Origin of the sequence: Microbacterium oxydans, from assembly GCF_006540085.1 — a bacterium.
Classification (GTDB): domain Bacteria; phylum Actinomycetota; class Actinomycetes; order Actinomycetales; family Microbacteriaceae; genus Microbacterium; species Microbacterium oxydans.
Genome location: NZ_BJOG01000002.1, coordinates 187,904 through 209,161 on the forward strand (window position 1 = coordinate 187,904; position 21,258 = coordinate 209,161).

A 21,258-nucleotide genomic window follows, 5' to 3' on the forward strand; every position below is an offset into this window, starting at 1 on the left:
GGTCCCCATATGTAGTATTGAAGTCCCGGCAGGGGGTCTACCGGGAAACAGCCTGATGAGAAGCAGGCCAGAGATTTGAGGGGTTACGAAAAAGATGTCGATCACGGTCTACACCAAGCCTTCCTGCGTTCAGTGCAACGCCACCTACCGTGCCCTGGATGCCAAGGGAATCGAGTACGAGGTCCTCGACCTGTCGGAAGATCCGACGGCGCTCGAGCAGGTCAAGGCGCTCGGCTACATGCAGGCACCCGTCGTCGTCACCGACGAGGGCCACTGGTCGGGCTTCCGCCCCGACAAGATCGACGAGCTCGCGTCCCGTCTGGCGTGACGCACCATGAGCGCCGTCGCGACCGCAGCGCCGCTCCTGGTCTACTTCTCGAGCGTCTCGGGTAACACCGCGCGTTTCATCGAGAAGCTCGGGTTCCCGTCCCGACGCATCCCCCTCCACCGGAACGAAGAAGACCTCGTCATCGACGAGCCCTTCGTGCTGGTCACCCCCACCTACGGCGGGGGAGCGGGGCGCGGCGTCGAGAAGGGCGCCGTTCCGAAACAGGTGATCCGGTTTCTCAACGACGAGCGCAACCGACGCCACATCCGCGGAGTGATCTCCGCGGGGAACACCAACTTCGGCGATGCCTTCTGCCTCGCCGGTGACATCATCAGCCGCAAGTGCCACGTGCCTCACTTGTATCGGCTCGAGATCTTCGGCACACAAGACGATGTGGATCGCGTGAGCGACGGATTGGAACGACGGTGGCAGCTTCAGTGACCGAGACAGTGGCATTCAAGGCGAACCCCTCCTACGAGGGTCTCGACTATCACGCCCTCAACGCGATGCTCAACCTGTACGACGCGAACGGGAAGATCCAGTTCGACGCCGACAAGCGCGCCGCGCGGGAGTACTTCCTGCAGCACGTGAACCAGAACACGGCGTTCTTCCACTCGCTCAAGGAGCGCCTGGACTACCTCGTGGAGAAGGAGTACTACGAGGGCGCCGTCATCGAGAAGTACTCGATGGAGTTCATCCAGAAGCTCAACGACCTCGCCTACGGCAAGAAGTTCCGCTTCGAGACGTTCCTCGGCGCGTTCAAGTACTACACGAGCTACACGCTGAAGACGTTCGACGGCAAGCGCTACCTCGAGCGCTTCGAGGACCGCGTCGTCATGACCGCCCTCGGTCTCGCCGACGGCGACGAGAAGCTCGCCGTGGCCCTCGTCGAGGAGATCATCTCCGGTCGTTTCCAGCCGGCGACCCCCACCTTCCTCAACGCCGGCAAGGCGCAGCGCGGCGAGCTCGTCAGCTGCTTCCTCCTGCGCATCGAAGACAACATGGAGTCGATCGCCCGCGGCATCAACTCCGCGCTGCAGCTCTCCAAGCGCGGTGGCGGCGTCGCACTCCTGCTGTCGAACATCCGCGAGTCGGGTGCGCCGATCAAGCAGATCGAGAACCAGTCCTCGGGCATCATCCCGGTCATGAAGCTCCTCGAAGACAGCTTCAGCTACGCCAACCAGCTCGGTGCGCGTCAGGGCGCCGGCGCGGTGTACCTCAACGCGCACCACCCCGACATCATGCGCTTCCTCGACACCAAGCGTGAGAACGCCGACGAGAAGATCCGCATCAAGACGCTGTCGCTGGGCGTCGTCGTGCCCGACATCACGTTCGAGCTCGCCAAGAACGACGAGGACATGTACCTGTTCTCGCCGTACGACGTCGAGAAGGTCTACGGCGTTCCGTTCGGCGACATCTCGGTCACCGAGAAGTACCGCGAGATGGTCGACGACCCGCGCATCAAGAAGACCAAGATCAACGCGCGCGAGTTCTTCCAGACCGTCGCCGAGATCCAGTTCGAGTCCGGCTACCCGTACGTCATGTTCGAGGACACGGTGAACAAGGCCAACCCGATCAAGGGTCGGATCAACATGTCCAACCTCTGCAGCGAGATCCTGCAGGTGAACACGCCGACCACGTACAACGACGACCTGTCGTACGACAACATCGGCAAGGACATCTCCTGCAACCTCGGTTCGATGAACATCGCGCTGTCGATGGACGCCGACGACCTCGGCCAGACCGTCGAGACCGCGATCCGGGCACTGACCGCGGTCAGCGACCAGAGCCACATCGGCTCGGTTCGTTCGATCGAGGACGGCAATGACCGCTCCCACGCCATCGGCCTGGGCCAGATGAACCTGCACGGCTACCTCGCTCGCGAGCACGTGTACTACGGCTCCGAAGAGGGCATCGACTTCACGAACATCTACTTCTACACGGTGCTGTTCCACGCGCTGCGCGCGTCGAACAAGCTCGCCATCGAGCGCGGCACGACGTTCGACGGGTTCGAGGACTCGACCTACGCGTCGGGGGAGTTCTTCGACAAGTACATCGACCGCGCCTGGGTTCCCGAGACCGAGAAGGTCAAGGAGCTGTTCGCCGGCAAGCACATCCCGACACAGGACGACTGGGCCGAGCTGAAGGCGTCGATCCAGAAGCACGGCATCTACAACCAGAACCTGCAGGCGGTGCCGCCGACCGGCTCGATCTCGTACATCAACAACTCGACGTCGTCGATCCACCCGATCGCGTCGAAGATCGAGATCCGCAAGGAAGGCAAGCTCGGCCGCGTCTACTACCCGGCGGCGTTCATGACGAACGACAACCTGGAGTACTACCAGGACGCGTACGAGATCGGCTACGAGAAGGTCATCGACACGTACGCCGCGGCGACGCAGCACGTCGACCAGGGCCTGTCGCTGACGCTGTTCTTCAAGGACACCGCCACCACGCGTGACATCAACAAGGCGCAGATCTACGCATGGCGCAAGGGCATCAAGACGATCTACTACATCCGCCTGCGTCAGCTGGCGCTCGAGGGCACCGACATGGCCGAGTGCGTCTCGTGCATGCTCTGACCTGTTGCTGACCTGAGAACGCGGCCGAACCCCGAGGAACGACGAAGAAAATGACTCCCGAAAGACTCAAGCTGGTCTCCAGCGTGCAGGCGATCAACTGGAACCGTATCCAGGACGACAAGGACCTCGAGGTCTGGAACCGTCTGGTGAACAACTTCTGGCTGCCGGAGAAGGTGCCGCTGTCGAACGACGTGCAGTCGTGGAACACGCTCACCCCCGACGAGCAGCTGCTCACCATGCGGGTGTTCACGGGGCTCACGCTCCTCGACACGATCCAGGGCACGGTCGGTGCGGTGTCGCTGATCCCCGACGCGATCACTCCTCACGAAGAGGCCGTGTACACGAACATCGCGTTCATGGAGTCGGTGCACGCGAAGAGCTACTCCTCGATCTTCTCGACGCTCGCGTCGACGAAGGAGATCGATGAGGCGTTCCGCTGGTCCACGGAGAACCCGAACCTTCAGAAGAAGGCTCAGATCATCATGGACTACTACCAGGGCGATGACCCGCTCAAGCGCAAGGTGGCCTCCACCCTGCTGGAGTCGTTCCTGTTCTACTCGGGGTTCTACCTGCCGATCTACTGGTCGTCGAAGGCGAAGCTGACGAACACGGCCGATCTGATCCGCCTCATCATCCGTGACGAAGCCGTGCACGGCTACTACATCGGCTACAAGTTCCAGAAGGGCCTCGAGAACGAGACCCAGGCGCGTCGCGATGAGCTCAAGGACTACACGTTCTCGCTCATGTACGAGCTCTACGACAACGAGGTGCAGTACACGCAGGACCTCTACGACGGTGTCGGTCTGACCGAAGACGTCAAGAAGTTCCTGCACTACAACGCCAACAAGGCCCTGATGAACTTGGGCTACGAGGCGATGTTCCCCTCCAGCGTCACGAACGTGAACCCGGCCATCCTGTCGGCGCTCTCGCCGAACGCCGACGAGAACCACGACTTCTTCTCGGGGTCGGGCTCGTCGTACGTCATCGGCAAGGCCGAGGCCACGGAAGACGACGACTGGGACTTCTGAGAAACGCTGGTCAGTGGCGTATTTACTGACATCCAAAAGGCCCCCGGTTGGCTGCTCATCATGGGTAGCTGACCGGGGGCCTTTTCGCGTTTGCCCACGTTTTGCCCACACTCCTACGAGACCGCTGTCTCCCGAGCGGCACTCATCGCGCGCGCCACGGCTTCGAGGTCGTCGTCGAATAGGTCGGCGTAGACGTCGAGCGTCATGGCCGCGGAGGCATGGCCGAGCATGCGTTGCACGGCCTTCACCTGGGCACCGGACGAGACGGCGAGGGACGCGGCCGTGTGGCGCAGGTCATGCGGCGTGATCGACGGGATGGTCGTGTCGACGGATTGAGCCTTCCTGACGGCCTTCACGAACCAACCGCTGGTGGCGTGCGGGTAGGGGATCGGATCGGCACCGTCGCCGAACAAGAAGGCCTCCGGTCCCTTGTCTTCGCAGAGCCGTGCGATCGCCTTCACGAGGTGCGGCGGGATGGGGATCTCTCGAGCGTGACCAGACTCCGGTGTGCCGATCTGATACCCGCCCTTCACGAGCACGGCGTTGTCCTCGATTCGGATGCGCTTGCGCAGCATGTTGAGGTGCCGGACGCGGATCGCGACCGCCTCGCCCTATCTCGGTCCGGAGTACGCGAACAGCTCGATCAGAACGCGCGTCGTCTCATCGGCGGCGCTTTCTGACAGCTCCGCCACCTGCGCGTGGGTGAGATACCGGGGTGACTTGCGACGCTTCGCCGGCCGGGCGACGCCGACGGCAGGGTTCACGGGGATGGCGCGCTCACGCGTCGCGATCGCCAGCATGCCGGACAGCACGAACATGATCCGTCGCACGGTCTGCGCAGATCTGGTTTGGCTGAGTTCGGCGACCCACTCCGCGATCTCGGAGCGCTTGATGCCGGAGATTTCGCGCCCGGCCCATTTCGGTTCGACGTGTACACGCCAGGCCGTCTCCATCGCCTGCTGTGAGGATGGCTTGAGCGGAGCCAGGCGTTCGGCCTCCCACGCCCTGTGGAGCGTGTTGAGGAGCTTCCGGCTCTCGATCGGGTCCAGGTACTCGCCCTTCGCCTTCGAGACCGTCACGGAGGCCAGGAACAGGTCTGCTTCCTTCTTAGTGCGGAACCCGCGCTTGTCGGTTTGCGACTTGTCGGGCTTCCTGTACCGCACGCGGTACCGGCGACCCCGCGCCGTGTCGTAGGGCGTGATCGACCCGGCCATCAATTCCCGCCTTTGTCGCGCACCGCGTACCAGCGTCGGGCGATCGACTCGACTCGCTTCATCTCTCCGCGCACCCACCCGAGCGACTGGGCGGCCTTGAATACTCGCCACCACATCGACCCGTAGGTCGCTGCCTGCTCTGCCGTTGCCGTGCCGTCAACGGGTGCGATCGGAGGAAAACCATCCGGCACCCGTGAACGGACCCGGCCGGTTGTGCTGAGCCCCGCCGCTTGGCGAGCCATGTTCAGCCACGCGGCCTCGTCGGCCGCGGCGGACGCTGCCGCTTTGTCGATCTCGGCTGCTGACACGAGGCGCGTGACAGGCTTGAGTGCCATGCCGCGAGGTGGCGCCACGTCGACGGCGGCGACCACGGCGAATGCTGCGCGGCCGTCGCCCCCCGGGACAACAATGCGCGTGCCCACCGTGGGGGGCGTTGAGAGTGTCCATTCGTAGACGTACGCGTGGTCAGCGTTCGGTGGTGTGCTCGTGGTGAGGTCGCGGAACGAGACGCTCACGAACCGCTGGCGGGCCTTGCGAGCGAACCATCCCATCAGATGACCTCGACCTTCGCGTCGTACTCGCCGACGCCCATGCGTGGGCCGACGTACACGGCGCCGTCAACGCGCAGGAGAAGCCGGCGAAACACCTCGACGAGGTCGGCTGTCACGTTGAGTGCGATCGCCATCGCCTCGACGTTGCCATCGTGGCGCGCCTCTTGACGGCGATACTCGTCGAGTCCGATCATCTGCATTGCTGCCCACTCGTCTGCGCGTCGTTCCTGTTTCGCGTTCACTGGGCCGAACCGCGATCGGGTGTCGCCCCAGATCGCGTGGCAGCACTCGTGCGGGAGGGTCGAGCGGTACACGCGCGTTGACAGGTGGAACTGGATCCGGATGAGCTTCTCCTCGTGGATGTACTCGCCGTCGATGTCGTCCGGTAGTTCGCAGTACTCGATTCGTACGCCCAGCGCATCGATCATCTCGTAGATGCGCTTCAGCCTTGCGTCCTTCATCAGCTCTGCCCGTCGTCCCCTCCGCGGTCGCGAGACTTCTTCTTCGCAACCCTCGGTAGTTGAGTCTGGTCGGGAGCACGGACATCTTGCTCGCGTGATGCGCGTCGTGAGCTGAGATCGTCCGCGAGTGCGGCCGTATCCGACGCCATGGTGCCGGTGTAGTCGGCGACCACGCCGTAGAGCGGTTCGCCGTTATAGACACCAACGGGGCCGATCTTGCCCTCGAAGGCCCGGATCAGCGCGTCGGTGTCGACATCGGTCGGCGGGAGTCCCGGGCGCAGGCAACGAAGCTGGGCGGCCCCGAGCATCGCCGGATTACCCCGGCCTTCGCCGATGTCGGCCACCCATCCGGTGAAGTCGTTGAGCAGCTCCATGCGCCGCTGCAGCTCGTTGAGTAGCGCGTCGGTCGAGACGGTATCAAGGTCTGCAGTCATCGTGATCGTCAGGTCAAAGCGGAGTGAGCTCCAGGAAGACTACGAACACAGATGACCCCCACCCGGCCGATGGGCGAACTCCAGGAGTCGTTGCAACACAACCTGCTCTGATCATATGAAGAGCGCCCGCTGTCAGCCGATCTGGCTGGGAGCGGGCGCTCTCTTGTCCATCGTTGGCGTTGATATGGTCAGGCCGTGGGGGCTCCGATGTACCCGGCGAGGAACGTGAAGGTATCCCACGTCACACCAGGAACTTGCGAAAGCTCCGGCAGCGGCATGATGTCCGTGGCTCCGAGGCCGCGCAGCGTGTTGACCTGCATGCGGAAATCGTTGTACTGCTGCTGACTAGCGAAGTCGGTCTTGCCCCCATATCGCAGGTGGACGACCGTGCCGTTGGGGACCTTGACAATTGCTTCCACGTTGTTCTCCGTTGTTGTTGTCTCGGGCGGCGCGGTGTAGTCGCCCGTGTATTCCCAGTGCCATGCTTCGTCGGGCTTCCTCCCTCCGGGCTCTGCCCAATCTGGATGGATCCACCCCCATTGGCCGGCGTTCGCCTTCATCCAGAGGTAGATCGGATTCGTCCATCCATCGATAGGCACACCAATGTCGATGGCGACAGCCCAGCCGTGGTTCGACTCGCCAGGCACAGCTGCGTTCTCGCACTGGCGGCGGGCGCACCAATACTCGCGGGCTTTGACCTGGTTAGCGTAATCCCGGTAGCCATCTGAGAGGGGCAGGTCGCGCCCGAATTGCTTACGAAACTCGACGTTCAGAGCGACCAGCGCGGTTACCGCGTCGGTGCGCAGGTAGAGAGACGGCCTCCAAGGAATGGGAGTGAGCGCCGACAATGGTATTTCGCCATTCCGGTACGACCCCCAGTCGGCATGAGCGGGAGCCGTCTGCCCCGCAACCGGTCCCGCAGCAGCGACGAGGGCCGCGATAGCGGCTGCCGACAGAAACCGTCGTCGAGACAGTGGGGATGGTCGTGATGGTGATGGTTCCCCCGGAACGGCACCCGCGGTGGTGCCAGGCGGAGGTGCTCCGAGCGGTGTTGTCATGAAGTCACCGTATCTGAGCCTGAACGTGACAAAGAAAATGAAAGGAGCCGCACACGAAGGGGTGAACTCCAGGTGCGTCCACCAGGTGGTCAAGCGACTCCGGCGATGAGCCTAGCGAGGCGCTTGGCTGGAGTTTCCCAACCGAGCATCTTGCGGGGCCGGGTGTTGAGTTCGTGCGCGACTCGCTCGAGGTCTTCTCGGGTGTGTCCGGAGAGGTCAGTGTCTTTGGGGAAGTGCTGGCGCAGCAGGCCGTTGGTTGACTCTGCACAACGGGCAGACGGGAGGCTTCGCATCGTTCCCCGTCCTCGATCGTGAGGGCGGCCGGGGCACGATCGTGCTCTCCAACACCGCGGCCCAGCTTCCGGGGGTCGCTGTGAACCTCATCGAGAAGGGCATCACCGAATGAACCTGTTCCTCGCCATCGCACTCGTGGCGTTCTCCGCGCTCTACGCCGTCAGAGCGTGGGGGATCAAGCGGTTCCGGATCGCGGACCGGACGGCCGCCATCGCCGAATCCGTCGGACTCCTCGCCGTGTTCACCGTGCTGCACTTCGCCACGGGCTGGGCCGGCGTGCCGATCGCGCTGTGGTTCGCGGCCGTCGCGCTCGCCGCCGGTGGCGTGGTGGGGCTCGTGCTGCGCGTCGACGCTCTCCCGTGGATCCGGACGCGCCGCCGACTCACCTGGCGTGTGATCCGCCTGGCGCTCGGCGGGCTGGTGTCTGCGGTCGTGTTCGGACTCGGGGCGATCTCCGCCTTCGGATGACCCGGACGATCGACGGGGAGAGGAGCCGTGGCATCACTCGATCCCGCGGCTCCTCTCGTCCGCCAGGCGGGCGCGTCGATCCTCCTCACGCTTCGAGTAGGTGGCGGCGCGGATCGCGTCGTCGGATTCCAAACCCGTGCCCAGAGCCCCGCCGAGCGTCGCCGCCGATGCGACGAACCACGTGAGCACGAAGAGATCCTCGACGCCGACCGTCCGGCCGAGCGCTTCGCTCATCACGGTCGTATCGAGCACGAAGAGCGCCCAGGCCAGATTCACCACGTACAACGCCAGGTAGCAGATGATGATGCCGATGGTCAGCGTCAGGATCGTCGAGGTGTTGTAGAGGCGGGATCTCTCGCGCGCCTGTGTCGAGTCGTCGTCCGGGCGGTCCCAGAGCCTGCCGTCGATCACGATCCAGGCGATGAGGATCGCGATGGAGGCAACGGTCGCTGCCGCCAGGCGCCAGCCGGACAGCGAGATGGCGAGCGACCACACCGTCGGCTCGATCGTCGCCACGGCCCCGGTGGCCAGGGCTGCGACCAGCGCGGACTTGAGGCCGGCCGCGAGAAGCCACGGACGGTTCGCCAGCACCATGCCCCGCAGCACGCGCCCCCGGGCGCTGAGGCGGGGAAGCGGCAGACGCTGCTCTTCGGGCGAGGTGGGAGCAGCCATCCCGCTGACGAGCCCGCGCACTGCGTGGCGTGCCCTGCTCTGCACCCGGTAACCGCCCAGTGCGGGCAGGGACAGCACTGCGGCCTGGCGTCGAGGATCGATCGCCGCCAGTAGATAGCGACCGTCGTCGTCGCGAAGCGGGAGCTCGGTGACGCCGACGACGAGGTCCCACCGGTTCTGCTCGGCGTGTGCGCGGAGTCGTTCGAGGGCGACGTCGACGTCTTCGGATCCGAGGGTGAACGGCTCGCTGAGGAGCTCGACGATCCAGCCGTCGGCCTGCGCGGCGACCGGCGGTGTGAGATCGGTCATCCGACGCGCGACGACGGTGGGCGAAGCCGGGTCCGCCACGAGCCCCACTCGGATCGGCTCCATCTCCGCAACCTACACCTCTCCCGAATACACCGCACGGGAGCGAACTGATCTTCGCCCTGTGATGTCGGCGGCCCGTGGCAAGATCCGTGCATGGAAACCCTCAGACTCCGGACCTGGTCCGAGAACGACCTCGAGCTGCTGCATGCCGCCAACACCCCGGAGATGACCGCGCACCTCAACGGGCCTGAGACCGACGACCAGATCACGGAGCGCCACGCCCGTTACCTGCGCCTGGTCGCCTCCGGGGAAGCGCGGATGTTCGTCGTCGAGGACGAGGAGGGGATGTCCTTCGGGTCGATCGGCTACTGGCCGGTCGTGTGGAGGGATGAGCCGGCATGGGAGACCGGATGGTTCGTCCGACCCGAAGCGCAGGGGCGCGGGGTCGCATCGAAAGCCCTCGCCCTCCTGATAGACGACGCCCGTGCGCACCCCGAGCCGCGGCGGCTCCTGATGGCCTGTCCCGCGATCGAGAACTCCGCCTCAAACGGAGTCTGCCGACGTAACGGTTTCACGCTGCACGGCACGGTCACGGACCAGTTCCGTGGCGCCGAGATGACCGTGAACGAATGGGCCCTCGACCTCACGGCCTGATCGACGTCATTCCGCGGGGTACTTCTGCGCCTTGAGCAACCGCGCCAGGTGAGCGGCGTTCCTGGTGGCAGTGCTGATCGCGGACGCGACCTTCTCGGGAGTCTCCTCGAGGTCCTTGTAGTCGGTGGTCTGCATCGCCTCGCCGTTCCAGTAGACCGAGCTCTGTGCGGGAACCGTGTATCCGACGTCGTTCAGTGACTGGAAGAGGATCGCCGCGATGTGGTGGGCGCCGTCCTCGTTGCCGACGACGCCGGCGATGGCCACCTTGTCGAACAGGATGGGGCGGCCGTCTTCGTCGCTCTCGCCCAGCTCAGCGTCGAGGCGTTCCAGCACGCGCTGCGCGACGCTCGAATGCTGACCCATCCACGTCGGCGTGACGAAGACCAGGATGTCGGCGTCGAGTACCTGCTGACGGATCCGCGGCCACTCATCACCGTCACCCATGTCCTTCTCGACCCCAGGGCTCAGCGAGAAGTCGACGGCGCGCACGAGGTCGCCGGTGACATCGTGCGCTGCCAGGGCGTCGAGGAGCTGCGTCGCGAGGAGGTCGGAGCTGGACGACGCGGGAGACGGCTTGAGCGTGCAGGAGATGGCGACGGCGGTGAGGGGAGTGTTCATGCTCCGAGCACACCAGACCTCGAAGAACGTGCACAGGGGGTTTCCCAGTCCGGGCTATCCTGGTAGACGGCACCGACGACAGGAGATCCCGTGATCCTCAGCTTCCTCTTCTTCATGATCCTCTTCATCGGAGGCATCCTGCTGATGGGCATCTCCTTCGGGCTGCCGGCATTCCAGGCGCTCGCCTTCTGCGGCGGTCTTCTGCTGGTGACGCTGGCGCTCGCCTTCATCTTCCGGCAGGGCGGTTCGGCCACTCGTCGCTCGAACAACTGGTCGGGCAACGCCACCGAGTAACCCGCGCGGCGTCGTCGCCTCAGGGCTTCTTGCGCCGCAACGCCTCCGCTGCCTGGCGCCCGGCGACGACCGGCAGGACGCCGGTGAAGCCTTCCCGGGCCCGGGCAGCCTCGGCGATCTTGCCGCGCGCGGCGAACCATCCGATGACGAGTGCGGGGATGAGCAGCACGAGCGAGGCCAGCACCCAACGTCCGGTCTCGGAGAAGCCCATGGACACCAGCACGAACAGCAGGAACGCCAGGGTCAGGTAGCCCGTGTAGGGGGTTCCGAACATCCGGAACGATGGGCGTTCCACCAGTCCTCTCTTCGCGAGCGTGTGCATCTTCAGCTGACACAGGATGATCGTCGCCCAGCCGCCGATGATGCCGATGGCCGAGACCTCCAGCACGATCTCGAAGGCCTGCGAGGGCCAGAGGGCATTGATGCCGACCCCGATCAGCGTGATCGAGGCGGTGAGGAGGATGCCGCCGAACGGGACGCCGTTCGCGCTCATCCTCGCCGTGAAGCGAGGCGCCGAGCCGTTGACGGACATGGATCGCAGAATGCGACCAGTGGAGTAGAGGCCCGCATTGAGGCTGGAGAGCGCTGCGGTGAGGACGACGAAGTTCATGACCGACCCGGCGACCGCTCCGGTGTGCGGCGAGCCGATGTGGGAGAAGAAGGTGACGAAGGGCGACTCCCCAGCCTTGTATGTGTCGAACGGCAGCAGTAGCGAGAGCAACAGGATCGAGCCCACGTAGAAGACGGCGATCCGTACCACGACGGTGTTGATGGCCTTGGGCATGACCTTCGCGGGCTCTGAGGTTTCACCGGCGGCGGTGCCGACGAGTTCGATCGACGCGTACGCGAACACGACACCCGAGATGGCGAGTATCGGGGCGAAGTAGCCCATCGGGAACACACCGCCGTTGTCGGCGATGACGGCGATCCCGGTGACTCCGAGATCCGTGGTGCCGTTGAAGATGATGAAGCAGGTCCCGACCACGAGGAAGACGACCAGAGCGGTCACCTTGATCATCGCGAACCAGAACTCCATCTCGCCGAACAGCTTCACGCTGACCAGGTTGAGCGACAGCACGACGACCAGAGCGACGAGGGCGATGAGCCATTGGGGGACGGCCTGCAGCGGCTCCCAGTACTGCGCCCAGAACTTGACGTAGAGCGCTGCGGCCGTGACGTCGACGATCGAGGTCATCGCCCAGTTCAGGAAGTACAGCCACCCGCTCGCGAACGCCAGCTTCTCACCGTAGAACTCTCGTGCGTACGAGACGAAGGAGCCCGAGGAAGGGCGGTGCAGCACGAGTTCGCCGAGCGCGCGGAGGATGAGGAACGCGAAGAAACCGCAGAGGGCGTAGACGAGGATGAGTGCAGGGCCGCTGGATGCGAGACGTGCGCCCGCACCCATGAACAGCCCCGTGCCGATCGCGCCGCCGATCGCGATCATCTGGATCTGGCGGGGCTTGAGGGTCTTGTGATACCCCGCCTCCTCGTTGGAGAAGTCTGCGACCGCGAGGGTGCGATCACCCGTGAGCTCACGCTCGTTCTCGCGTGCGTCTTCGGGATCGAGGGGGACGCGGGATGTGGGGTCGGCCATGCGATACCTCTCCGGGCGAAGCGACGCGGACGCGATCTGCGCCCGACCTCCTGTGCGAATTCCTGCACAGGCTCCATGAATCATGGCGGCGATCGCGTTCGAGGACACGCATCTGGCGAGGATTCTCGCGCAAAGTACCGGTATGGGATCCGGCGTCCCGATATCGACGTCAGCGTCGTCTGGCGAGTCTCGCCTCGAGGTTCGCCCTGACAGCAGGCCACTCCGGTTCGATGATCGAGTACTCCACGCTGTCGCGCAGCGCGCCGTTGCGGTAGCGGCTCATCGCCCGCATGACCCCGTCCTGCTTCGCGCCGAGGCGCTCGATCGCCGCCCGCGACTGGAAGTTGACCCACTGCGTGGTGAGGCCGACGCGGAAGACTCCGAGGGACTCGAATGCGTGACGCAGCAGCAGCAGCTTGGACTCGGCGTTCGTGCCCGAGCCGTGCGCGGACGGTCGATTCCAGGTGAAGCCGATGTGCAGTCGGGGTACGTCGGCCACGATGTCGTAGTACGACGTGAGCCCGAGGATGCGACCGTTGGTGTCGAAGGCCGTGAAGGGGATCATCTCGCCCTTCTCGATGAGGCCGATCCGTCGCTCGACCTCCGCAGCCACGCCGTCGGGTGCGGGGACCGAGGTGTACCACGCCGTCTTCCAGAGCTCCCCCTCCTGCACGGCCTCGATCAGTCCGTCGATGTGCGATCGATCGAGAGGTCGGAGTTCCACGAGCTCGCCGGAGAGGGTGACGGGGGAGGGGGCGACGAGGAAGGCCATGCCGATATTCAACCAGCAGTGACGAGGGGCCTCTGACGCAGCAGGCGCTGGTAGGCCTCGACCAACTCGATGGTGACGTCCAGCTCGAAGGCGAGACTCGCCAGGTGCGGCCCGCGCACCTCTTCCGCCTCGGCATACGCCCGCGGCGTGATCAGGCGGGACGCCGCCCATTCGTCGGCCTGACGCTCCTGCTGCGTTCGTGTGGCCGATGTCGTCGCGGGGAAATGGCCGAGGCAGGCGTGCCCCAGCTCATGGGCGAGCACACTGCGGGTCGTGCGGGCGCTCATCCCCGGAGCGAGGCGGATCGTGCGGGTGGTGGGGTCGTAGCCCCCGCGGGTGCGGCCGGGCCGCTCGACCACGCGCACCCGCTGCGCGTCGGCGAGGTGGAGGAGCTGGTGCATTCTCTCCTCCTCGTGACGTCTCGCGGGCGGAAGCCGGTATCGGCCTACTCGTAGAGGTCGTCGGTGTCGGCGTCGTGCCGGACGCCGGATTCGAAGGCGACCTCACGGCTATCTTCGCGGGGGCCGGCGACATCGGGGGTGCGCCAGATCGGCGTGATGCGCGCTGTGGTCTCGCCGTCGGCTCTGAGGCGCTCTTCCGCGCGGGCGAGCAGGACATGGGGCTCGACGCCGAGGTCGGCGCAGACCGCGTAGACGACGGGTACCGGGATCGCTCGCTTGCCCGTCACGTAGTTGTCGAGTGCACTTCGGGCGATGCCGATGCTGCGCGCCATCGCGGCGATGCTGCTCCGCGAGGCGGCGATCTCCGCGCGCATCTGGCGACCCACGGCCTCGTTGAACTCCTCTGCAGGTGTCTTCACCCGGCTCACCATAGCAGCGTGACGACGCCAGAATGCCGCCATTCTGGCCCATTCGACCCCCATGCGTGTCCGTTCGTGGCGCTAGTGTAGGCGTATGGGGACGGAATTGCGTCATTTGCTGGCATCGGAAGTCGACGGAGCACGGTTTCACGCCGGGGTGTCCTTTTCTGAGCTGTCGGAGCGTTCGGGTATCGGCCCTGACGCCCTGGGGGAGCTTCTCGACGGCAGGGAGGACTTCACCGTCGTCGACCTCGTGCGTATCGCCGATGTGCTCGGCATCCCGGTCACCGCGCTTCTTCCGGGAGCGGCAGGCGACGACTCGTGACGGTTGCTGTGCCGGACCGCCGTGTCCGTGCCTGGCGATAGCGTGGGGGCATGAAGACAGTGTCGTTCGGATCGTCCACCGCCCCCGCCGTGATCGCCGGCATGATGCGCATCGACGACAAGGATGACGCGCACATCCGCCACCTCTACGACACGACCAGGGCTGCGGGCATCGACTTCTTCGACCATGCGGACATCTACGGCGGCAGCATGCACCACTGCGAGTCGCGGTTCGCCGAGGCGCTGCAGCTGACCTCTTCCGAGCGCGACGAGATCGTGCTGCAGACGAAATGCGGCATCGTGCCCTCGCAGGGGATGTTCGACTTCTCCTACGAGCACATCGTGGCCCAGGTCGAGGGTTCGCTCGCTGCTCTGCGGACCGACCGCCTCGATGTGCTCCTGCTCCACCGCCCCGATGCGCTCGTCGAGCCCGAGGAGGTCGCCCGCGCGTTCGATGACCTGGAGAGCGCGGGAAAGGTCAGGGCGTTCGGCGTCTCGAACCACACCCCGCGTCAGATCGATCTGCTCCGCACCGCAGTCCGGCAGCCGCTGGTGGCGAATCAGCTCCAGCTGTCGATCACGCACGCACCGATCATCGCGCAGCCGGTCGCTGCCAACATGGCCGGCCATGACCAGAGCCTGGTGCGCGATGGCGGCGGCATCGTGGAGTACTGCCGTATCAACGGGATCACGATCCAGGCATGGTCGCCGTTTCAGGACGGCTTCTCGCACGGGGTGTTCCTCGGCAACCCCGCCTACGCGGAGCTGAACGCCGTGATCGATCGCCTCGCGGCGGTGCACGACGTCACCCCGATCGCCATCGCGACCGCCTGGATCACCCGCCACCCCGCCGGCATGCAGGTGGTCCTCGGAACCACGACGCCCGAGCGGGTGCGTGATGCGGCAGCCGGTGCCGATGTCGCGCTCACCCGACCCGAGTGGTACGAACTGTTCCGTGCCGGCGGACACCTGCTTCCGTAGACCCCTGCGGTCCGTCGCGGCGTCGTCTACCCTGAACTCATGTCGTTCCTGTTCTCGCTCCTCGTCATCGCCCTGATGATCGGCGCGCTGATCGACATCATCACGCGGGACAGCTCGCTGGTGAAGTTCCTGCCGAAACTGGCGTGGATCATCATCGTGATCCTGCTGCCGCTGATCGGTGGCCTGCTCTGGTTCGGTCTCGGCCGCGAGTACGGGGAGTCCGGCATACAGATGCCGCGGATGCGACGAGCTGAGCGGCCCGCGGCGTCGACCGACGTGCGTCCGGCGCCACCGAGGGACACGAGAACCACCGAGCAGCAGATCGCCGATCTCGACCGTGAGATCGAGGAGTGGCGGTTGCGCCAGGAGATCGAGAAGAAGCGCGGGGCCGACGGCGACGCGCCAGCCGGCACCTCTTAGGCGGCCGGCAGTCCCTGATCTGCCGGCGGGAGGTCGAAGGACTCGCGGATCGCGTCCTCCAGGAACGGATATCGGAATTCGAAACCGGCCTCTGTGAGCATCTCCGGCAGCACCCACCGGCTCTTCAGGATCAGCTCGGTCTCGGTGCGCATGCCGATGGCTCCGAGCTCCAGCATCCATCGGGGCATCGGAACCCCGATCCGCGCTCCGAGGGCCCGCCGCACCGTCGCCATGAACTCGACGTTGTCCACCGGATGCGGAGAGGCAGCGTTGACGGGGCCCTCGAGCGCCGGATTCCGCTCGAGGAAGTCGATGATGCGCGCGACATCCTCGATGTGCACCCAGCTGAAACGCTGGCGGCCACGACGCGCGCCGGGGAGATGTCCCGTGCCCGCAGCGCGCCGAGCCGCGCTGACCGGCCATCGTCCGTCGTACTGGGACCCGCCGAGCCCGAACCGCGCCAGGTCTCTCACCGGGCCGAGCACGCCGCCGTGGCCGAGCACGATCGTGCTGCGCAGGGCGACGCGGCGGGTGGCGGGGAGCTCGTCGGCGAACAGCGCCTTCTCCCACGCCTTCGCGACCTCGACCGAGAACCCACTGCCGACCTCGCCCGTCGATTCGGTCATCGGACGATCCTCCGCGTGGCGATAGATCGTCGCCGTCGAGGAGTTGATCCAGAGCGCGGGAGGTGCGGAGGACCGGGTGATCGCGGTGCTCAGCGACGCGGTGGTGTCGAGGCGGGAGCGGAAGATCTCCGCCCGGTTCTCTGGGGTGTAACGGCAGTTGACGCTCTTGCCGGCCAATCCGATCACGAGGGCGGCACCGTCGACGGCGCGATCGATCTCCACCTGATCGCCCCAGCGGATGTCGGCGCCTGAACGCGAGATCGTGACGACCTCGCGCCCCTCCGCGCGGAACCGGGGCACGAGGAAGCGCCCCATGAACCCGGTGGAACCGCCGATGACGACCCGTCCTGTGCTCATGCGGTCTGCTCCTTCTCGTGATGCTGGATGCGATAGGCGAACTCTCCCCGATACTCGTACAGGCGGCCGAGGAACGGCGCATCGACGGTCAGGGCCATGCGCTGCCGATCGAGGTCGTCGTCGAAGCGCTCGGTGAGGCGGATGACAGGTGCCACGGGCCGGGGGATCCGCACCCGGAGGCGACCGAAGCGAAGTCCGACGGCTCGGCTCCTCAGATGCAGTGCGCCCTGACGTACCTCGACGTCGAAGCAGGCGGCGAGGAGGCCCGGTTCGCCGAGCTCGTCGACGACGCGGCCATGGCGGGTGAGTGCGACGGCGTCTCGCATGGTCCACGTGCCACGGCCGAAGAAGAAGGTCCGCTCACTGAGCGCTCTGGACGCGATGGTGCGGTTCTCGACCCGGAACGGCACCTCTCGCTCCCACCCCGCGGCGACCACGCCGCGTCGTTCGAGGACCCGGAGGAAGGGCCACAGCCATCGACGCGGAGTGCCCACTCGCTCGAACACCCCCTCGCCGATGCCGGTCGCTCCGTCCGGGATCGGTGCGAAGTACAGGCGCAGTCGGGGGTGAAGGTCGGCCATGCGCTCGCCGAGTGCTCTGGCGTACGGGGACTGCGGCACGGGCGTCACGGTTCGAGCCTAGCCTCGGCTTCGCGTCGCCCCGCACTGCGGTCCACCCGTCGTCAGGCTCCTGGTCGCAGCAGTCGATCGAGCAGGGCGAGCGCCTCGTGCTGAGGAGCGGTCTCGTCGAGCAGCCACTGCGTCTGCAGGCCGTCGGACGCCGCCACCACCAGGGCTGCGACCGCATCAGCGTCGAGGTCGTCGCGGATCCTCCCCTCCTCCTGCTGGCGTCGGACGACGTCGGCGAGTCGGGCGCGGAGGCGCGTGAAGCGACCGGTGGCGAACGTGCGCGCCGCCGGATGGCCCTCCTCGAGCGCCGTGGCGACGAGCGTCGAGTACAGCTGCACGAGACCGGGTATCGCACGGTTGAGCCGCGCGGACTCGATCATCATCTCCACCGGCGTCGCGTCGGGCGGGGGAGAGCTCGGTTGGCGCGACGGTACGGTGCTCTCCTCGTAGACCGCAACGAGGAGCTCCTCCAGGGAGCCGAAGTAGTGGGTGAGAGCCGCGTGCGTGACCCCGACCTCGCGCGCGATGGCCCGCAGGCTCGTGCGGTCGGCGCCACGTTCGGCGAACACCTCGATGGCGCGGTCGAGGATCTCCTGCCGACGGGCGATCCCCTTCGCGTAGGCCCCGCGCTGCCGTGGGGGCTCCGGGGGTTCGGGGGTGTCGAGGGGCATGAGGGCAGTCTAGCGATTCAAAACTTCCGCGTGGAGGTATTTGATGATAGCGTGCCTGAACGGGACACCGGTCCCGCCACGTCACCGATGACCGAAGGAGCACGACCGATGACGATTCGGACTTCCCTGCAGCTGTTCACCATCAAGGACGAGCTGGAGGCCGACCTCGAATCCTCCCTGCAGGCGGTGGCAGCCCGCGGTTTCACGGCCGTCGAGCCGTACGACTTCGTGCGCCGCGCCGAGCCCCTCGCAGCCGCGCTCACCGCCGCCGGTCTGGTCGCCCCCTCCGGACACGCCTTCCTGGCGTCGCCGTCGTTCGTCAACCCCGACGGCAGCGGCACCACGGTGCCCGTCCCCTCCCCGGCTGAGGTCTTCGCCGCGGCGAAGGTGCTCGGCATGGATACGGTCATCGACCCCTACACCGAACCGGCGCGTTGGGAGTCGATCGAGCAGATCGAGGAGACGGCGCGACTGCTCAACGAGGCCGCGGAGATCGGTGCGGCCGTCGGTGTGCGGGTCGGATACCACAACCACGCCCACGAGCTGGAGGCCGTGTTCGACGGCGTCACCGGCCTGGAGGTCCTCGCCGGGCTGCTCGACGACCGCGTCGTGCTCGAGGTCGACCTGTACTGGGTGGCCCGTGGCGGCGTCGATCCCGTCGCGCTGCTGGAGCGTCTGGGCAGTCGGGTGATCGCCGTGCACGCGAAGGACGGCACACTCGACCCCGCACTCGCGGGAGCGTATCCGCCCGCCGATCAGGTGGCCGCCGGTGAGGGTAACGTCCCGCTGATCGAGGCCATCACCGCAGCACCGGCGCTGGAGCTCGCGATCGTCGAGTTCGACCACTACGAGGGCGACCTGTTCGACGCCATCGAGCGCAGCCGGGTCTACCTCGACGAGAAGGTGGCGGCCTGATGGCGGTGGGCGTCGGCATCATCGGTGCCGGGAACATCAGCGACCAGTACCTGTCCAACCTCACGACGTTCCCCGATGTGCGCGTCGTCGCGATCGGCGACCTGCTCGAGGAGCGCGCCAAAGCGCAGGCCGAGAAGTACGGCGTGCCTCGTGCCGGCGGTGTCGACACGGTGCTCCAGGATCCGGAGATCGACATCGTCGTGAATCTCACGATCCCGGCCGTGCACGTGGAGGTCTCCGAGGCGATCATCGCGGCGGGGAAGCACGTCTGGACCGAGAAGCCGATCGGTGTGAGCCGTGAGGAGTCCCGCGGCCTGCTGCAGAAAGCGGACGCGGCGGGCCTGCGCGTCGGCGTCGCCCCCGACACCGTCCTCGGTCCTGGCGTGCAGACGGCGAAGCGAGCGATCGCGCGCGGAGACATCGGGCGTCCGCTGTTCGCGCAGACCACGTTCCAGTGGTCGGGACCGGAGATCTTCCACCCGAATCCCGCGTTCCTCTACGCCAAGGGCGGCGGACCGCTGCTCGACATGGGGCCGTACTACGTGTCGGCCCTCGTGCACGTGTTCGGGCCTGTCGCCTCGGTCGCAGCACTCGGACTGCAGGGCTCTCCCACGCGCCGGGTGCAGGTCGGTGAACTCGCAGGCCAGGAGTTCCCGGTCGAGATCCCCTCGACGCTCAGCGTGCTGATGGCGTTCGAGGAGGGCGGGCAGGCGCAGAGCCTGTACAGCACCGACTCACCCGTCGTCCGCCAGGGCATCGTCGAGATCACCGGCACCGAGGGCACGATCGTGATCCCGGACCCGAACACGTTCGGCGGCGCGATCTCGATCACCCGTCCGCTCACACGTCTGTTCATCCCGCCGGAGCCCGTGCAGCAGGAGATCATCGACGTCGAGCAGGAGGGCGTGCTGTCCGGCCGCGGCGTCGGGCTGCTCGACATGGCGCGGGCGATCGCCGCGGGGCGTCCACACGTCGCCACCGGCGAGTTCGGCTACCACGTGCTCGACACCCTGCTCTCGATCGAGGAGGCCGCCGAGGCGCGGAGCTTCGTCGAGGTCGAGAGCACCCTCGATCAGGTGGGGTCGATCGCCGCGGACTTCGACCCGTTCGAAGCCACGCTCTGACACCGGCCGTACGTGGCGGCCAGGAGCGGATCACCGCGTCCTGGCCGCCACGTCGCGGACCACTCTCAGGGCTCGAGCAGGCGGACGAGACGCTCGTGCCCGGTCTCCTCGAGTTCCGCGATGTCGTCGCGGGACTTCAGGAAGTCGGAGAACGACCGGTAGCCGAGTGCCTTCTCGCTGAACGACGGGTCCATGCGACGCATATGCGTCTTGACCGCGGAGCTGTGCAGCCACTCGTCGGCGTCGGCCTTGTCGTGCCCCAGACGGAGCGCGCGCTCCAGCAGCTGCGTCGCCACCTCCTGATCGTCGACTTTGTCCTCGACCCGCACTTCCTCCGCCTTCGGGGCGGCCTTGGATCGCGATCGCTTCGAGGCGGCCTTCGGCTTCGAGGCGGTCTCCGTCACCGTCTCGGCGACAGCCTCCGCCTCCGCCACCGGCGTCGGCGCCTCGACCGCGGGAGTGGCCGCGGCGGCGGCGACCGGCTTGGAGGGGCGCACGACACCGGGCAGCGAGTCGTACGACTCGAACTCGTCGCACGCGGCGGCCAGCGACTTGGCTGTGGAGCCAGACACCCCGACGCCGATCACGTAGCGGCCGAGGCGCTTGCAGCGCTGAGCCAGGGGCACGTAGTCGCTGTCACCCGCGACGATCACGACATGGGTGAGATCGGGGAGGCGGAACATGTCCTCGACCGCATCCACGGCGAGCCGGATGTCGGCGCCGTTCTTGGCATACGCCGCGGCGGGGAACAGCTGCACGAGGTCGACAGCGCGGGCAACGAGCTGCGAGCGGTACACGGCGTTGACGGGGGAGGACCAGTCCGCGTATGCGCGGGTGAGCACCAGCGTGCCGAACGAGGCCGCGTAGTCGATGATGGCGCCGACCTCGATCATCGCCCGGCTCAATCGCTCGGTGACCTCGGGGTCGTTCGGGTTCTCGCTGATCCGCTGACGGTCCTTGCCGTAGGCGTTGCGACCGTGCACCCGGTCGTACCAGGAGATGACGATGTTGTCGAAGTCGAGGTAGACGGCGACGCGGGCATCGGTGGTCTCGGCCATGC

The 21,258-nt window shown here is 66.3% G+C and carries 29 protein-coding genes and 2 pseudogenes; 13 read left to right on the top strand and 18 right to left on the bottom strand.

The genetic code is table 11. The annotated features are described in order from the left end of the window. Positions 1-94 precede the first annotated feature (94 nt). The 4 genes from nrdH to nrdF are packed head-to-tail and all read left to right on the top strand — an operon-like array spanning position 95 to position 3,938. Positions 95-328: a glutaredoxin-like protein NrdH gene (nrdH, locus tag MOX01_RS06770; protein WP_045263439.1), complete on the top strand. Its 234-nt coding sequence runs from the start codon at positions 95-97 to the stop codon at positions 326-328. Between the two features lie 6 nt (positions 329-334). Beyond that, on the top strand, positions 335-769 hold the full coding sequence (gene nrdI, locus MOX01_RS06775) for a class Ib ribonucleoside-diphosphate reductase assembly flavoprotein NrdI (protein WP_045263440.1): 435 nt from the start codon (positions 335-337) through the stop codon (positions 767-769). Further along, the gene (nrdE, locus tag MOX01_RS06780) at positions 766-2,910 is read left to right on the top strand and encodes a class 1b ribonucleoside-diphosphate reductase subunit alpha (protein ID WP_141368995.1); all 2,145 of its coding nucleotides are present in this window, start codon (positions 766-768) and stop codon (positions 2,908-2,910) included. The genes nrdI and nrdE overlap by 4 nt, the downstream gene beginning before the upstream one ends. A 50-nt stretch (positions 2,911-2,960) precedes the next feature. After that, positions 2,961-3,938, top strand: a complete 978-nt coding sequence (nrdF, locus tag MOX01_RS06785; protein ID WP_045263442.1) for a class 1b ribonucleoside-diphosphate reductase subunit beta — start codon at positions 2,961-2,963, stop codon at positions 3,936-3,938. Positions 3,939-4,051: 113 nt separating this feature from the next. On the opposite strand, the gene MOX01_RS19385 is transcribed toward nrdF, so the two are convergent. From MOX01_RS19385 to MOX01_RS06815, 8 genes and pseudogenes are all read right to left on the bottom strand, one after another. After that, on the bottom strand, positions 4,052-4,513 hold the full coding sequence (locus MOX01_RS19385) for a site-specific integrase (RefSeq protein WP_230977817.1): 462 nt from the start codon (positions 4,511-4,513) through the stop codon (positions 4,052-4,054). A gap of 36 nt (positions 4,514-4,549) precedes the next feature. Next, a complete protein-coding gene (locus MOX01_RS19390) occupies positions 4,550-5,152 on the bottom strand; it encodes a site-specific integrase (RefSeq protein ID WP_230977818.1) in 603 nt (200 codons plus the stop codon). Next, entirely contained in the window at positions 5,152-5,703 is a 552-nt protein-coding gene (locus tag MOX01_RS06795; RefSeq protein WP_141368997.1) for a hypothetical protein, read from the bottom strand. The genes MOX01_RS19390 and MOX01_RS06795 overlap by 1 nt, the downstream gene beginning before the upstream one ends. After that, positions 5,703-6,164, bottom strand: a complete 462-nt coding sequence (locus tag MOX01_RS06800) for an ImmA/IrrE family metallo-endopeptidase (protein WP_141368999.1) — start codon at positions 6,162-6,164, stop codon at positions 5,703-5,705. The genes MOX01_RS06795 and MOX01_RS06800 overlap by 1 nt, the downstream gene beginning before the upstream one ends. Next, positions 6,164-6,598 carry a hypothetical protein gene (locus tag MOX01_RS06805; protein ID WP_141369001.1) on the bottom strand — a complete coding sequence of 145 codons (435 nt, stop codon included), beginning with the start codon at positions 6,596-6,598 and terminating at the stop codon, positions 6,164-6,166. Before MOX01_RS06805 ends, MOX01_RS06800 begins: the two co-directional genes overlap by 1 nt. A gap of 188 nt (positions 6,599-6,786) precedes the next feature. Beyond that, positions 6,787-7,446 (bottom strand): M15 family metallopeptidase, encoded by a 660-nt coding sequence (locus tag MOX01_RS06810; protein ID WP_230977820.1) that lies wholly within the window; start codon positions 7,444-7,446, stop codon positions 6,787-6,789. Positions 7,447-7,497: 51 nt separating this feature from the next. Then, positions 7,498-7,656 (bottom strand): annotated as a pseudogene (locus MOX01_RS19565) (twin-arginine translocation signal domain-containing protein); the annotation flags it as partial. Positions 7,657-7,745: 89 nt separating this feature from the next. Then, a pseudogene (locus MOX01_RS06815) lies at positions 7,746-7,919 on the bottom strand (IS30 family transposase); the annotation flags it as partial. Between MOX01_RS06815 and MOX01_RS19120 the strand changes: the two are divergent. Continuing rightward, positions 7,913-8,062 carry a hypothetical protein gene (locus MOX01_RS19120; protein ID WP_170224147.1) on the top strand — a complete coding sequence of 50 codons (150 nt, stop codon included), beginning with the start codon at positions 7,913-7,915 and terminating at the stop codon, positions 8,060-8,062. The pseudogene MOX01_RS06815 and the gene MOX01_RS19120 sit on opposite strands and share 7 nt — an antisense overlap. Then, the gene (locus MOX01_RS06820; protein ID WP_141369004.1) at positions 8,059-8,418 is read left to right on the top strand and encodes a hypothetical protein; all 360 of its coding nucleotides are present in this window, start codon (positions 8,059-8,061) and stop codon (positions 8,416-8,418) included. The genes MOX01_RS19120 and MOX01_RS06820 overlap by 4 nt, the downstream gene beginning before the upstream one ends. A 33-nt stretch (positions 8,419-8,451) precedes the next feature. On the opposite strand, the gene MOX01_RS06825 is transcribed toward MOX01_RS06820, so the two are convergent. Further along, positions 8,452-9,462 (bottom strand): hypothetical protein, encoded by a 1,011-nt coding sequence (locus MOX01_RS06825; RefSeq protein ID WP_170224167.1) that lies wholly within the window; start codon positions 9,460-9,462, stop codon positions 8,452-8,454. 90 nt (positions 9,463-9,552) lie between these two features. On the opposite strand from MOX01_RS06825, the gene MOX01_RS06830 reads away from it, so the two are divergent. Next, entirely contained in the window at positions 9,553-10,053 is a 501-nt protein-coding gene (locus MOX01_RS06830) for a GNAT family N-acetyltransferase (RefSeq protein ID WP_141369006.1), read from the top strand. Between the two features lie 6 nt (positions 10,054-10,059). On the opposite strand, the gene MOX01_RS06835 is transcribed toward MOX01_RS06830, so the two are convergent. Next, a complete protein-coding gene (locus MOX01_RS06835; protein WP_141369008.1) occupies positions 10,060-10,671 on the bottom strand; it encodes a flavodoxin family protein in 612 nt (203 codons plus the stop codon). Positions 10,672-10,761: 90 nt separating this feature from the next. Here MOX01_RS06835 and MOX01_RS06840 point away from each other — a divergent pair, with 90 nt between their 5' ends. Beyond that, on the top strand, positions 10,762-10,965 hold the full coding sequence (locus tag MOX01_RS06840) for a hypothetical protein (RefSeq protein WP_028503256.1): 204 nt from the start codon (positions 10,762-10,764) through the stop codon (positions 10,963-10,965). Positions 10,966-10,984: 19 nt separating this feature from the next. Here MOX01_RS06840 and MOX01_RS06845 read toward each other — a convergent pair whose 3' ends face one another. From MOX01_RS06845 to MOX01_RS06860, 4 genes are all read right to left on the bottom strand, one after another. Then, on the bottom strand, positions 10,985-12,559 hold the full coding sequence (locus MOX01_RS06845; protein WP_141369010.1) for an amino acid permease: 1,575 nt from the start codon (positions 12,557-12,559) through the stop codon (positions 10,985-10,987). Between the two features lie 169 nt (positions 12,560-12,728). After that, positions 12,729-13,331 carry a GNAT family N-acetyltransferase gene (locus tag MOX01_RS06850; RefSeq protein ID WP_141369012.1) on the bottom strand — a complete coding sequence of 201 codons (603 nt, stop codon included), beginning with the start codon at positions 13,329-13,331 and terminating at the stop codon, positions 12,729-12,731. A gap of 8 nt (positions 13,332-13,339) precedes the next feature. After that, the gene (locus MOX01_RS06855) at positions 13,340-13,732 is read right to left on the bottom strand and encodes an ImmA/IrrE family metallo-endopeptidase (protein WP_046749758.1); all 393 of its coding nucleotides are present in this window, start codon (positions 13,730-13,732) and stop codon (positions 13,340-13,342) included. 44 nt (positions 13,733-13,776) lie between these two features. Then, positions 13,777-14,151 (bottom strand): helix-turn-helix domain-containing protein, encoded by a 375-nt coding sequence (locus MOX01_RS06860; RefSeq protein WP_230977821.1) that lies wholly within the window; start codon positions 14,149-14,151, stop codon positions 13,777-13,779. Positions 14,152-14,245: 94 nt separating this feature from the next. Here MOX01_RS06860 and MOX01_RS06865 point away from each other — a divergent pair, with 94 nt between their 5' ends. Genes MOX01_RS06865 through MOX01_RS06875 form a run of 3 tightly spaced genes read left to right on the top strand, consistent with a single transcriptional unit; the run spans position 14,246 to position 15,876 of the window. Beyond that, positions 14,246-14,476 (top strand): helix-turn-helix domain-containing protein, encoded by a 231-nt coding sequence (locus MOX01_RS06865; RefSeq protein ID WP_220151143.1) that lies wholly within the window; start codon positions 14,246-14,248, stop codon positions 14,474-14,476. 50 nt (positions 14,477-14,526) lie between these two features. After that, positions 14,527-15,456 (top strand): aldo/keto reductase, encoded by a 930-nt coding sequence (locus tag MOX01_RS06870; protein WP_058631230.1) that lies wholly within the window; start codon positions 14,527-14,529, stop codon positions 15,454-15,456. Between the two features lie 39 nt (positions 15,457-15,495). Then, the gene (locus MOX01_RS06875; protein WP_058631229.1) at positions 15,496-15,876 is read left to right on the top strand and encodes a PLDc N-terminal domain-containing protein; all 381 of its coding nucleotides are present in this window, start codon (positions 15,496-15,498) and stop codon (positions 15,874-15,876) included. Here the strand turns inward: MOX01_RS06875 and MOX01_RS06880 are convergent. Genes MOX01_RS06880 through MOX01_RS06890 form a run of 3 tightly spaced genes read right to left on the bottom strand, consistent with a single transcriptional unit; the run spans position 15,873 to position 18,159 of the window. Beyond that, entirely contained in the window at positions 15,873-16,859 is a 987-nt protein-coding gene (locus MOX01_RS06880) for an epimerase (protein WP_141369014.1), read from the bottom strand. The two genes, MOX01_RS06875 and MOX01_RS06880, sit on opposite strands and share 4 nt — an antisense overlap. After that, the gene (locus MOX01_RS06885) at positions 16,856-17,488 is read right to left on the bottom strand and encodes a DUF4166 domain-containing protein (protein WP_141369016.1); all 633 of its coding nucleotides are present in this window, start codon (positions 17,486-17,488) and stop codon (positions 16,856-16,858) included. The genes MOX01_RS06880 and MOX01_RS06885 overlap by 4 nt, the downstream gene beginning before the upstream one ends. A 53-nt stretch (positions 17,489-17,541) precedes the next feature. Further along, on the bottom strand, positions 17,542-18,159 hold the full coding sequence (locus tag MOX01_RS06890) for a TetR/AcrR family transcriptional regulator (RefSeq protein ID WP_113680856.1): 618 nt from the start codon (positions 18,157-18,159) through the stop codon (positions 17,542-17,544). 108 nt (positions 18,160-18,267) lie between these two features. On the opposite strand from MOX01_RS06890, the gene MOX01_RS06895 reads away from it, so the two are divergent. Both MOX01_RS06895 and MOX01_RS06900 read left to right on the top strand, forming a co-directional pair. Next, positions 18,268-19,074 carry a sugar phosphate isomerase/epimerase family protein gene (locus MOX01_RS06895; protein ID WP_141369018.1) on the top strand — a complete coding sequence of 269 codons (807 nt, stop codon included), beginning with the start codon at positions 18,268-18,270 and terminating at the stop codon, positions 19,072-19,074. Then, a complete protein-coding gene (locus MOX01_RS06900; protein ID WP_141369020.1) occupies positions 19,074-20,198 on the top strand; it encodes a Gfo/Idh/MocA family protein in 1,125 nt (374 codons plus the stop codon). The genes MOX01_RS06895 and MOX01_RS06900 overlap by 1 nt, the downstream gene beginning before the upstream one ends. 65 nt (positions 20,199-20,263) lie before the next feature. Here MOX01_RS06900 and MOX01_RS06905 read toward each other — a convergent pair whose 3' ends face one another. Further along, positions 20,264-21,256: an NYN domain-containing protein gene (locus MOX01_RS06905; RefSeq protein WP_141369022.1), complete on the bottom strand. Its 993-nt coding sequence runs from the start codon at positions 21,254-21,256 to the stop codon at positions 20,264-20,266. Between the last annotated feature and the right edge of the window lie 2 nt (positions 21,257-21,258).